The organism is Methanothermobacter sp. CaT2, assembly GCF_000828575.1.
In the GTDB taxonomy this organism is placed as follows: Archaea; Methanobacteriota; Methanobacteria; order Methanobacteriales; family Methanothermobacteraceae; genus Methanothermobacter.
In genome coordinates, this window is record NZ_AP011953.1 from 1 (window position 1) to 11,015 (window position 11,015).

Sequence of the window (11,015 nt, forward strand, 5' to 3'; positions counted from 1 at the left end):
ATGACTGTTACAGTATCTTTACCTAAGGGTGTTGTTAGGGGTGTTTTGATGGAATTTAGACGCCATTTTACTACAAAAGAGTGGTTGATATTACAGGCTTCGCCTATTTGGGTTGGTTTTTTGGTGGCTGCTGCTGACGGCCATGCAGATCCTAAAGAAATTGATGAGAATTTAAGGCAGACTATTAGGGCGGCAACTTTTTCGACGGGATTTACCAAAGAAGTTTTTGAGGACCATGTCTACATGCACCTGAATGATGACGATGCCCTATCTGCTGTAGTAGAAACTTTAGACCCCTTAGAGGGATTAAAGGCGGTTTCTATTCTTTTGGGGAAGATACCAGCTTCAGAAGCCGAAAATTTCAAAGATACATTACGTAATATGGCTTTTAAAATTGCCCTTGTTTCTGATGGAATCGATAAAAACGAAGAAGCAGCTATCAAGTTGATTGACCTTATACTTGATGGGGCAATTTAACTTACCATTTTACTATTAACTTTTCTTTTTAAGGGGTGTCTGAGGGTTTGCCCCGTAATCTTCCTGAAGTGCAGCATTGTCTTTTCAAGACAATTTTTTTGGTCAAAAAGTTGTTGGGTCTTTGGTTGACCTCTGGCTTGGTAATGTCCTATGGGTCGGCTAAGCGATTTCCGCCCTTTCGGGTCGCTCGCTTCGCTCGCTCGGAAATCGCCGCCGACCAGGGGGGCTACCGCCCCCCACCCCCCGCCCCACTTTAGGTAAACCATGCCTCAACTTGTAATTTTGTGCATTTACCCCTTCACTCCACCCCGACACTCTTATATAGACGCCAGCTTCGTCAGTACCTCGTATTATACGAAGTAACGCTCGCTTCGCTCGCTCTCGCTTCGCTCGTACTTCGTATAATACTAAGAGGTATGACGAAGCTGGCGTGAATTATTTTGAGTGTCTGGGCTCCGTGAAGGGGTGAACGAACACCACATACGTGGAGTTCATTGTAAGTATAACTAACAGTTCTTTAGTTATCATTTATTTATATTAAAAGATGTTATAAGATAAGTGTCTATTAGGGGTTGTTAAAATGAATTCAAGTAAGCTTTTTTTTGGCTGGACAGATGAATCCAGCCAGAACAAGGGGAGATATCGGGCTATCGGAATGGTAAGCCATCCGGCTGAGTTTGGAAGTGAACTTGAAGGAGATATAAATAGTATACTTGACTCGGTCGTTGATGAATCTGGTTTAAAAAGAAGAGAGTTGAAATGGAATAAAATAGACATATTCCGGTGTAGAGCATATGAGAAGATTGTAGACTACTTTTTAGAACTCAGTAACCTTGGTAATCCACCAGTTCGTGTGGATATCTTACGGTGGGACATTGAAGACAGCCGTCACAGTATACAAGGGCGGGATGATAACCAAAACCTGCAGAGGATGTACTATCATCTATTTTCCAATGTGATTTCTAAGCGTTGGCCTTCTGGAGATTGGTGCTTTTTCCCTGATGAAACAGGTTCAGTAGATTGGGAGGAAGTGGCGTTCTTCTTGGATATTGGTGGTTCAAAGGTAGACCTAAAGGAACAGTTTAATATACTAAGTATTAATGAAGTTGATTCCAAGGATAATGTACTAGTTCAAGTGGCTGACTTTTTCGCGGGACTCAGTGTTTTTTCTAAGGAGAAGTTTGGGCTTTATGTAGACTGGAACTACGAAGAATGTGGACAGCAAAGATTAGTTCCTGTAGAAAACGTTGAGTTCTCCAAAAAGGATAGGAAGCGTTTTGAAATTCTTTCTTATTTCAACAAGAGGTGCAAAGAGTTAAAGATGGGGGTAAGTCTTGATACAAGTGAAGGCTTGTGGACACCTAAACCTGCTAACAGTATAAATTTCTGGCATTATGAACCTCAGAGTGATGCCGACAAAGCACCTATAAGGTAACCTCAAATAGTTGTTTTTAACTTGTTCTTTGGGGTGAGGGATTCACCCTCCCCCCAAACCCCCCACCCGAAGGCCCCGGCGCTCGCTACGCTCGCTTGGGTCACCGCACCAATCTTCCGTTACTCGCTCCAGCGGCTGTGCGGAAATTCTCGCCCTTCGGGCCGTTCGCTTCGCTCACTCTCGAATTTCCTAAAACAGCCGCTTTCGCTGCGTTACTCAGATTGGGCGGGAAAAACCAGTGAATGAGATTGGCGGGCGTTCTCGTGGGGGCCCCGTCCACCCTGTTCCAAAAAATAAAATCAATATATATTGACGGCTGCAACCATTACAACCAAAACCTGCCGACCCAAATCCTATTTTTTCAATGTTTTACAGTATATTTTGCCTTCTTTTTCTAATATAAAGGTTTAATGACATGTTTAATGCATTTTTCAGGTTTTTAGAATGTTAAATTATGGCGGCTGTCTTCGGTTGTAACCGCACCCCATGAGATTTTAATATGAAAAAATTAAATAATATTATTATGATATTAATAATGCACAGGTACTTCTTACGGGTGATGAACTTGAGGCAGAAAGTTATTGAGGCCCTAGAAGAAGGGAAGAGTGTTGCGATTAAGTACCAGGATGTAAGGGATTACCTCGACCTGAAAACAGGTCATAGGGTTATATTCCTTGAACACATTAACCCTGCAAAGGAGACCGCCGCTGAAATATTGGCTGACCTTGGCAACCTTGCAAAAAGCACTATATACAGCAAGTATACAACGAATGAGATTGTCAGGGACATCAAGAAGAGGTCGAAGAACAGGAATGTCCTCCTGGTGTTCAATGACTTTCAGTTGCTTTCTAAGAACACTGCAAGGGTTCTTTTGGATCTCATGGAAGATGTCCAAGTTCTTTGTAGTATCAGGGGCAGACCCCAGAAGGGTCAGGGGCGTTTGCTTAAGAGAATGACCATCCTAAGCGATAGGTCTGACGAGGTCACTGATATTAAGATACCCCTCATAGTCTTTGCGAGCTTTATAGCAATATTAACCTTTGTTAAGGCGGGCTCGGCTATCTATAACAGGAACCACTTCGACTTTTACCTGTTTTCTGCGGCAATTTTTGTTGGCATATCTGTGGGGAGGACTCTTTTATGGATTTCTTAAGTTCAGGCAGGTGCCTCCTGTTTATCTTCTGGGTCGGCCTTCGGCGCGGCTTATTACATTTTCTGGCTTTACGCCGCAGGTTATCAGTAAGTCGGTGGGGGTCGTGGTAATTTGAAATGGTATACGCACGCCCTATTTTCGGTCTTTGTGGCGGTATTCTTTGGTTATCTCCTGAACGCAGATCTTTCACCATACTTTTTTATGTTGACAATTCTTTCATCTGTAGTGGTCGACTTTGCAGAAAAGGCGGCGTTTAACGAGCACAAAAGGCAACTTCACAATGTTTTCACCCTGATACCCTTTGTTCTCTTGTACCTCTTTTATGATGTGACCACAGGCGCCGCCATGTTGTCGGGCGTATCTTCCCATATTTTGCTTGATTTCATGACTCCAACGGGCTGCCCCTTTTTTTACCCGATTTACAAGGGGCGTTACAGGGTCGATTGGAGGCATAAGGGTAGTGGTCCCAGGGAAAAAAGGGCGTTAACAACTATAGGTATTCTTGCAGCGATTCTACTCCTTGTTATCTATGCGCCGTCCCCATTTGCGCCGACTTCGGCGATTTCCCAGTGGAAGGGTTCTGGCAGCGGGGCCTCAAACAACAGGACGGACATAAATGTGAATTTTAACTTCAGAGGCAACGGTGACACCTGGATTCACCCTTACCCTAATGGCAGTATCTTCATTGACTATGTGAGCGACGGTGACAGCAGGGTTTACAGGTACAGGGGTATCAGCCGGGGAGGGCAGGGAAAGCACCTGAAATTGGATTCTAACACCACCGAAAACAAAACCACGAAGCAAAATGAGACGGGGGGATGACTCTGGCAAGGCGGAGCCCTGCTTTTGAGAAGGTATGCAGTTTTATAGAGAAGTCTGAGAGGTTCTGTACTGACAAGAAAATCTATACTCAGAAGGTTTACCTGGACACCAGGACCGCCTGTAAGCTTGAGATTATCAGCTATATCGAGTCAAAGTCAAAAAGTGAACTTTCGAGGGAGGCTATTAAGTTATTTATAGACATATATGAATCTAAAAATGGCAACATAATAAATAAGGTGATTGAAAGCAGGATTGAATGATTATTAACCTTTATTTTTTAATTTTAACTTCTTTTTGGGCCTAAAATTATGTATTATAATTTAACAATATTATATTACTAGAATTCTCCAGGAGGTGGAAAATGCATGCGTAATGGAACACTTCTGCTTGCAGCGCTGCTTGCAGTTTTTATACTGGCAGGTTCATCGGCTGCGGCAGATGTGGGTGTTGAACTCGATAAGAACAACACGAAGCCAGTGTATAACTCGACCCTTAGGGTTAAGGTCATAGCGAAGGCAGGCAATCAGAATGTGCAAAACGCCGTTGCAACTGTTAAGGTTCCCGAGGGACTGGTCCTCCAGGACTACTACACAGCTCAGGGCTACTATGACCTCGAAACAGGTACCTGGGAAATAGGTGATATTCCCGCCTATGAGGAGAGGTCCCTGACACTTGTGTGCCTCCTCAACAGGACTGGGAATGTGACGGTGACCGCCAACGTGACTGCAGATGGTGATGAGAACCCTGCCAACAACAATGCCCAGTTGAAGTTCAGGGTCAGGGGGATCGCGGACCTTGAACTCAATGTGACCAGCAGTAAACAGAGTGCCAGGCTTGGTGATACGGTCACATTCAATGTGAAACTCAAGAACAGGGGCCCCCACGCTGCAAATAACATCAACGTTGCCAACTTCTTCTCAGGAGGCCTTGCGATTCAGAGTTACAGTTACACTACAGGTTACTTTGACGATGTGGCGAGGGAGTGGATCCTTGAGACCCTTGATACCGGTGAGGAGGCCACACTTACAGTTGTGTGCCTTGTTAACAGGACAGGTGATCTCTCTGACTATGTTTCAGTGCGTGAGGTGGATGAGGGTGATGTGAATGTCTACAACAACATAGCCCGGGCCTCAGTCGCTGTTAAGGGAACTGACCTGGACCTTGACCTCTCTGTGAGTAAACCGAGGGCCTATCAGGGTGACGTTGTCAATGTGGTCTGCCGTGTTAAGAACAATGGCCCTGAGGCCGCCCAGAATGCCAGGGTCAACCTGCAGCTACCTGCTAACCTGCAGGTCCAGAATGTGCAGGTGGACAGGGGCACCTACAGTAACGGTGTCTGGGTCATCGGTGACCTTGCAGACAACGAAGCAGCACTCCTCAATATAACAGCAAGGGTTGTATCAGCGGGCAACTTCACAGTGAACGCCACGGCGGTTTCACCTGCAATCGACGACAGCAACCCCGTGAACAACGACGATACAGCGCTGGTATCTGCAGCGATACCTAAGAAGGCCCTCAAGGTGAGGATAAAGAACAACTCTGCGGTGACCATCAGGGTGCTCTTATATGTGAACATCAATGACCACGGCAAAATCACCAGGAAGACCTACAACTTCTACCTGAAGAATGGCCTCAGCAGGGACCTCAGCCTTGGATACTTCCAGCTCGGCACCAGTGCGCTCTTCAAGCAGTACACCTACAACACCAATTACAGGCCAAGGACAGTATCCTACGAGAACACCTACAATGCCACCAGCGTCATAACCCAAAGGGTCAACGTGTCTGGGGTCAAAGGAAGGCAGAAGGCACCTGTTGTTAGGATTGCAACACTGCTGCTTGATGAAAACGGCACATCACTACAATAAATCTACAATACATTTTTAATTTTTTAAGGTGTGGCTATGGCAGAGAATGATGCCCCAATAAGGAAACTCTCCAATCAAATCTATGAGGCGATAGTCGTGATGAGGCAGATAGCTGAAATGAGGAAGGAGGTTTCGCAGCATGGGTTTGATGTCAGGATGATGGAAGTCCCTGGCATGAAGGTTGCTATCGCAGGGGACGGGGAAGTCAACTACCTTTTCATGTTACTCCCCTTTAGGGACAAGTTTAAACTAAAAAAGCGAGATGTCTGGTTGTTCAAGAAACTTTCCTATAAATTCCAGGCACGGCCTTTCATGGTAACCTTTGACAAGATGCTATCCTTCTACCCACTACACGCCCTTGAAGAAGCTGGCGAGCACTTTGAACTCGATATAAGGAATTCAAGGGGGCTGATGTTTTCTTTTGATACCATTGTGTCAGAGCAGTTGCAGCAACGGCTTGTTGTGTAGCCGCCAAAAACGCCTAGAGGGTAACCCCAGCAGGTGTTTCCCTGATTTTTTTTATTTTGTTTATTTGTTCAACTCGTAACCTGCAAAAGCCATGTGAACAACACCAGGTCCCCACCTTCAAAAACAGACAAAATTTTCAATGAATGGTCTTTTTTGTTTTATTGTGTTAAATTTGGTTTTTTGGGGTTCCAGCACACTATTCTTTATGCAATGCTATAACGAATGAATTAAATCATTTCTAATCTAAATCATAAAGTGTTACGTAGGGGTGGTAGAGTGATAGATAACTTTAAAGAAATCAGGTTAGATTTTAAAGATGAATTAAAGAAGATAACCGGTAAAGAAGTAGAATTTCCCAAGTATACAACCCAAATTATAAATTTAGCAAATCAAAACGCGCAGGGTACCCGACCAAGGGTAGTAGGTCAGATGTCAGATTTGATACATGAATGCCCCGACAAGAGTTACGAAGGTTGGAAAAAATGGTATCTGGAACATTATTCTGACCGCATCGAAAAAGCAACAAAAAAGATCAGCAAAATGATAGAAAATATGAAAGCTGCTATGGAATTGATAGATGAAGAAATGATCAGGAAATGGGTAGAAGATTTAGTTATAACCAAAACAGCGGAAGGTCTAATAATTCAAGAAATCATTCTGAAAACTATCGCTGAAGAAGCAGGTCTGGAGTGGCGCTTAGCAACCTCAAAAGAGGAAAGTAAAAACATTGATGGATTCATTGGATCTACACCGGTTTCCATAAAGCCCATGAGTTATGAATCAATGCGACCCACGGTAAGGGAGGAAATAGACATACAGACAATTTTTTACAAAAAGCCTAAAAATAGCAGATATCTTTATATCTATCACAATCTAAATATTTAACTTGGATTGTCTTTCCTTTTTTGGATTGACCTCCTGGTAAAAAAATTCGAATTCATTATTTTTTATTTTTTTATAGGTTCTGGGATAGTATAACCGAATATCTTGTTCTTGTCTCGTAGTAACCTTAAATTTGTAGTTTTCCGAATAATATTTCCCATTTTTTTCTCTAATAAACTCTATATGATCATTTATCCTCCTCATGACGATCTCATTAGATAATTTCAAAGTTTCATTTATTCTTGATTCTATCAAGTCTTTGAAATTGTGGTCTAATTCATAACCTATTGAATTTCTTCCTGCGCATGCAGCAGCAATCATGGTGGTTCCAGTGCCAAGAAAAGGATCAAGAACCCAATCACCCATGATCGAATACATGTTTATTAACCTATACGCAAGTTCAAAGGGATAGGCTGCCGCTCTTTTTCTTAAATTTTTATGATTTAGTCTTTGAGAAACTCCTGTTAAGTCAGTCCAAACATCAGAAAACCATTGGTTGCGTTCTTCCCAAAAATAAGCGCTTTCCCTGCGCAATTTTCTTTCTTCTTCTGTCTTAAATTGTCGAGGACCTTCTTTTCTAAATATCAAAATGTATTCATGTTCATGGGTGACGTAAGCATTCGGAGGAAGCATTCCAGACCCCATGAACTTTGTTGGTTTGTTAGATTGTTTTCTCCAAATTATAAATGGTAAAACTTGATATCCCCTGTCAAAGAAAAAATCAATTGTCCTGACATGGTTAGGGTATAATTGAAACTTTTTACCAATTTTCCTTGTAGCATCCCCTATATTAATGATCACCACACCTCCAGGTGCAGTTACCCTGTCGACTTCATGCCATACCTTTTCCAATTCTTCATGCATTAAATTATAAGACCTCAATCCATCTTCTTCATCTATCAGAGTTTCTTCAATTTTAGGGTTCAGTTCAGAAAAAAGGCGGTCCCATATTTCAACCATAGGATACGGAGGAGACGTGACAACAAGATTAATGCTTTTATCTTTCAATTCATTCATATCAGCAGAATTTTTAAAATAGATTCTATGTGTAGTTTTCATGGTTCCCTCTTTTTATTTTTTTAGTGTGGATATTTTTTTAGTGTGGAAATCCTTTCAAGAGAGTATAAATCAGATTATTATAATGAATGCTTTCTTTTACTTTAAAATTTCTTTACTTTAAAATTTCCCCCAATCTTCTATTATTTTATCTTTATTTACTTTATTTTATTATACAGTAGAATAAAATATATTATAATATTTTCTATTGGATACTATTAATTATATATTGTATAAGTTAATAGTATACTATATGAAGTATCTTGAGTCAGATATAAAGTGCTATACTCGCAAATACAAAAGAAAAAACAAGGAATACAAGACCGTTCAGCATATAATAAGTTTAAGAAAGGAAAAAGTCAAATCCCAAGGATTCAAATGTAATGAAGAAATAATAATAATCAAAAAACCTGATTTTAAATTACTAAGAGACATCTTGGAAAAATATGACATGACTATCAAAGAGAAAACAGAATTACAGGATCAGATAGATGAACTGCAAGTAGAATTCAATAAGCTACAAAACAAATATAAGCATATAAAATCTCTTCTAGACAAAAAAGAGAGAGAAGTTAACTACTTGGAGAACGAAGTCAAAAGACTTCAGAACAGGGGGATTATTGAGATATTGTTAGAAAAACTTAGAAAGAAAAAAGCCATTGAAGGGGAAGTTGAATACAGCAGGTAGTGGTTCTCTTGTTGTCAATGTCGTCTAAACCATTAACTGATATCGTAGTTAAAGTATGCAAGGACAAGGATGAAAAAGATGAAAAAGAGCTCATAATAGAAAAGGATCTTGTTGTTTCTATAAATATGGGTGCTGAAGGAACTGAATTGAACATCAAGGCTCCTAAAAGCAAAATAGATAAATTCATGCAATTTTTTGCAGAAAATGAAAATAAAATGCTTCGCTTATCAGTAAAAACCAGTCAGGAAGATATTTTAGAATATTATAGTGGATCTACATACCTCCTTATAGAGGGACTTGGTGTTTTGGAGGGAGATCCAGCGAACTTAATTCTTTATTTGAATTATTTATAGGATTTAATAATCTACCCTTGAAGACACAGAGAGTAAATTGCGAATTGTAACGAAACCCTCCCCCCTCACAGGAGACAGAGAGTAAATTGCGAATTGTAACCAGAAACCAAGGTCCTGCTAACATGACCAACTACACTAACTAAGCCCAAGACAAACCCAAAACCGCAACCCTGTACTGTCATCTGTCAGAGAGAGGCGTTGTTCAACTGCAAAAAATATTTATTACAAAAAAATCAAACCTTTCATATATAAAAAATTTTCAAGGTTTTTTTGTATGGCGAAGTAAAAGAGGAGTTGAACAGGAAGACCTTGCCTGTTTTTACTACAGGTTCATGCCCTTGTCCCTGTTACAAGTAGAAATTCACTCTCTGTCTCCCGGGCAATGGGGTTGTTTTTTGTTACAAGTAGAAATTCACTCTCTCTGTCCCACCGTGGGCCCATGTGCTTATATAGAAATTTGGTATTAATTCTTTTCAATTAGAAACATATATACAATAAGAAGTTAGGATTACATATAGAAATAAGGTTTCGAATTGTAAAGTTGTATTGCGGGGAGCTGCAGATGTTTGAGAAGAGACCTAAACTTTTCAAAAACAGGGATGTCCTCAGCCCGTTGTTTGTACCTGACACCCTGCAGGACAGGAAGGAAGAGGTGGGTGCTATCAGCCAGTACCTGGGGTACATCCTCGACGGCGCCACCCCACCACACCTGTTGATTGTAGGGCCCCCAGGATCTGGGAAGACCGTCACGACGAAGTATGTGATCAACGAACTCGAGAAGCACACCAGTGACGCGGTGATTGAGTACATCGTTGCGGACGGCACCGCCTACCAGGTCGCAACGTCCATTGCCAGGGCCCCCCGACGAGGTCTTGGGTTCCTGAACATTGTGGAGAAGATTAGGGAAAGGGCCTCGGAGGGAAAGATGATCATCGTAATGGACGAGATCGATAAGACCCTTTCCAGGGACGGGGATAAGCTCCTCTACCACCTTTCCAGGGAGCCGAATGTGTGCATTGTAGGCCTTTCCAACAAGCTTACGGTCATGGACATGATCGGCGACTCGGGTGTTATATCCTCGTTTAAGCCAAGGAGGATCAGTTTCGCCCCTTACAGCGCCCCGCAGCTTGAGGAGATCCTGAACTACAGGGTTGAGATGGCGTTTAACGACGGTGTCCTGGAAGACGATGTTGTGCCACTGTGCGCGGCGCTCGCGGCCCAGCGTAATGGGGACGCCAGGTATGCCCTTGACCTCCTCAGCTTCGCGGCGGATATTGCGATAAGGCAGCTTAAGGGTGTTGTCAGTGAGTCTGATGTGAGGATGGCGACTGATGAGGTTGAGGTTGAGTTTATCAGGCGTAGTATTGAGCAGTTGAGGGACAACCAGAAGATCCTCCTGTACGCCGTCATGACCTCCCAGGGGGGTACCCCCACTGAGATATATAGGAAGTACAACAAGATGGCCGAGGAGCAGTTTGGGGGCAACGCCCTCACGCAGAGGAGGCTTTCCCAGCTCCTGAGGGAACTTGAACTCTATGGCCTTGTCGAGATTGAGGTTGTCGGCAGGGGCCGTGGGAGGGGGGTTAACTGGCATGTTGTTCCTTCTTCCTCTATTGACCCTGACCTCATGCTTGAGGCCATAAGGAGGTCCCTCTGAGGCTAACCTAGGGGCAACTTTCTCTGGATTTTTGCCTGTAGTGAACTCCCTATTTTTTATGACCTCATAGTTTTTTTAGTTGGCTAAGCAGATTCTGAAGGGCTGCGCACCGCCATTTTTCGCTTATTTGCCAGCGCAGTTCTATATAACTTATATAGG

Annotated in this window: 12 protein-coding genes; 11 read left to right on the top strand and 1 reads right to left on the bottom strand. The window is 42.5% G+C overall.

The genetic code is table 11. From position 1 onward, the window contains the following. Positions 1 to 48: 48 nt before the first annotated feature. The 8 genes from MTCT_RS08965 (at position 49) to MTCT_RS09010 (ending at position 7,105) form a co-directional block, all read left to right on the top strand. A complete protein-coding gene (locus MTCT_RS08965) occupies positions 49 to 477 on the top strand; it encodes a hypothetical protein (RefSeq protein WP_144245666.1) in 429 nt (142 codons plus the stop codon). A 580-nt stretch (positions 478 to 1,057) separates the two neighbouring features. Beyond that, positions 1,058 to 1,912 (top strand): DUF3800 domain-containing protein, encoded by an 855-nt coding sequence (locus MTCT_RS08975; protein ID WP_010889856.1) that lies wholly within the window; start codon positions 1,058 to 1,060, stop codon positions 1,910 to 1,912. 565 nt (positions 1,913 to 2,477) lie between these two features. Next, on the top strand, positions 2,478 to 3,065 hold the full coding sequence (locus tag MTCT_RS08985) for a hypothetical protein (RefSeq protein WP_144245667.1): 588 nt from the start codon (positions 2,478 to 2,480) through the stop codon (positions 3,063 to 3,065). A 111-nt stretch (positions 3,066 to 3,176) separates the two neighbouring features. After that, the gene (locus tag MTCT_RS08990) at positions 3,177 to 3,887 is read left to right on the top strand and encodes a metal-dependent hydrolase (RefSeq protein ID WP_048176716.1); all 711 of its coding nucleotides are present in this window, start codon (positions 3,177 to 3,179) and stop codon (positions 3,885 to 3,887) included. After that, positions 3,884 to 4,147 carry a hypothetical protein gene (locus tag MTCT_RS08995; RefSeq protein WP_048176717.1) on the top strand — a complete coding sequence of 88 codons (264 nt, stop codon included), beginning with the start codon at positions 3,884 to 3,886 and terminating at the stop codon, positions 4,145 to 4,147. Before MTCT_RS08990 ends, MTCT_RS08995 begins: the two co-directional genes overlap by 4 nt. 105 nt (positions 4,148 to 4,252) lie before the next feature. Further along, positions 4,253 to 5,752: a DUF11 domain-containing protein gene (locus tag MTCT_RS09000; protein WP_010889859.1), complete on the top strand. Its 1,500-nt coding sequence runs from the start codon at positions 4,253 to 4,255 to the stop codon at positions 5,750 to 5,752. A gap of 36 nt (positions 5,753 to 5,788) precedes the next feature. Next, positions 5,789 to 6,220 (top strand): hypothetical protein, encoded by a 432-nt coding sequence (locus tag MTCT_RS09005; RefSeq protein ID WP_048176719.1) that lies wholly within the window; start codon positions 5,789 to 5,791, stop codon positions 6,218 to 6,220. 276 nt (positions 6,221 to 6,496) lie between these two features. After that, positions 6,497 to 7,105: an MjaI family restriction endonuclease gene (locus MTCT_RS09010; RefSeq protein WP_010889861.1), complete on the top strand. Its 609-nt coding sequence runs from the start codon at positions 6,497 to 6,499 to the stop codon at positions 7,103 to 7,105. Here the strand turns inward: MTCT_RS09010 and MTCT_RS09015 are convergent. Next, positions 7,094 to 8,161: a site-specific DNA-methyltransferase gene (locus MTCT_RS09015; protein ID WP_010889862.1), complete on the bottom strand. Its 1,068-nt coding sequence runs from the start codon at positions 8,159 to 8,161 to the stop codon at positions 7,094 to 7,096. The genes MTCT_RS09010 and MTCT_RS09015 overlap by 12 nt on opposite strands. A gap of 250 nt (positions 8,162 to 8,411) precedes the next feature. Here MTCT_RS09015 and MTCT_RS09020 point away from each other — a divergent pair, with 250 nt between their 5' ends. The 3 genes from MTCT_RS09020 to MTCT_RS09030 all read left to right on the top strand — a co-directional run bounded on the left by MTCT_RS09020 (position 8,412) and on the right by MTCT_RS09030 (position 10,856). After that, positions 8,412 to 8,846 carry a hypothetical protein gene (locus MTCT_RS09020; RefSeq protein WP_144245668.1) on the top strand — a complete coding sequence of 145 codons (435 nt, stop codon included), beginning with the start codon at positions 8,412 to 8,414 and terminating at the stop codon, positions 8,844 to 8,846. 11 nt (positions 8,847 to 8,857) lie between these two features. Next, positions 8,858 to 9,199: a hypothetical protein gene (locus MTCT_RS09025; RefSeq protein ID WP_144245669.1), complete on the top strand. Its 342-nt coding sequence runs from the start codon at positions 8,858 to 8,860 to the stop codon at positions 9,197 to 9,199. Positions 9,200 to 9,761: 562 nt separating this feature from the next. Beyond that, complete coding sequence (locus MTCT_RS09030) at positions 9,762 to 10,856, top strand: Cdc6/Cdc18 family protein (RefSeq protein ID WP_010889853.1); 1,095 nt, start codon at positions 9,762 to 9,764, stop codon at positions 10,854 to 10,856. Positions 10,857 to 11,015: the final 159 nt, after the last annotated feature.